Source organism: Vibrio sp. 1580 (genome assembly GCF_033340055.1).
The window spans coordinates 1-637 of record NZ_JAWOVT010000383.1; the positions used below are offsets into that span (position 1 = coordinate 1).

A 637-nucleotide genomic window follows, 5' to 3' on the forward strand; every position below is an offset into this window, starting at 1 on the left:
ATCAAAGAAGGTGCGTCCGATATCCATATCGAAACGTTTGAAAAGACGCTTTCTATCCGCTTCCGTGTCGACGGCGTTCTGCGTGAAGTCTTGACGCCGAGTCGTAAGCTTGCGCCGTTGTTGGTGTCGCGTGTGAAGGTTATGGCGAAGCTCGATATTGCTGAAAAGCGTGTGCCTCAAGATGGTCGTATCTCACTACGTATTGGTGGCCGAGCGGTCGACGTGCGTGTTTCTACCATGCCATCCTCTCACGGTGCACGAGTGGTAATGCGTCTGTTAGATAAAAACGCAACGCGCCTTGACCTGCATAGTTTGGGCATGACTCCTTCGGTACACGACAACTTCCGTCACCTCATTGGTCGCCCACACGGTATCATTTTGGTGACCGGCCCTACGGGCTCTGGTAAATCGACCACTTTGTACGCCGGCTTGCAAGAAATCAACAGCAACGAGCGCAACATTCTGACGGTGGAAGACCCAATCGAATTTGATATCGATGGCATTGGCCAGACTCAAGTTAACCCGAAAGTCGACATGACATTTGCACGTGGTCTACGGGCCATCTTACGTCAGGACCCGGATGTGGTGATGGTTGGTGAGATCCGTGACTTAGAAGCCGCGCAAATTGCGGTGCAAG

General features: G+C 52.3%; 1 protein-coding gene. It reads left to right on the forward strand.

Annotated elements, in window-relative coordinates; translation table 11 throughout:
• Positions 1-637, forward strand: a 637-nt coding sequence (locus tag R7093_RS26140; RefSeq protein WP_318147139.1) for a GspE/PulE family protein, incomplete at both ends; no start/stop codon positions are given.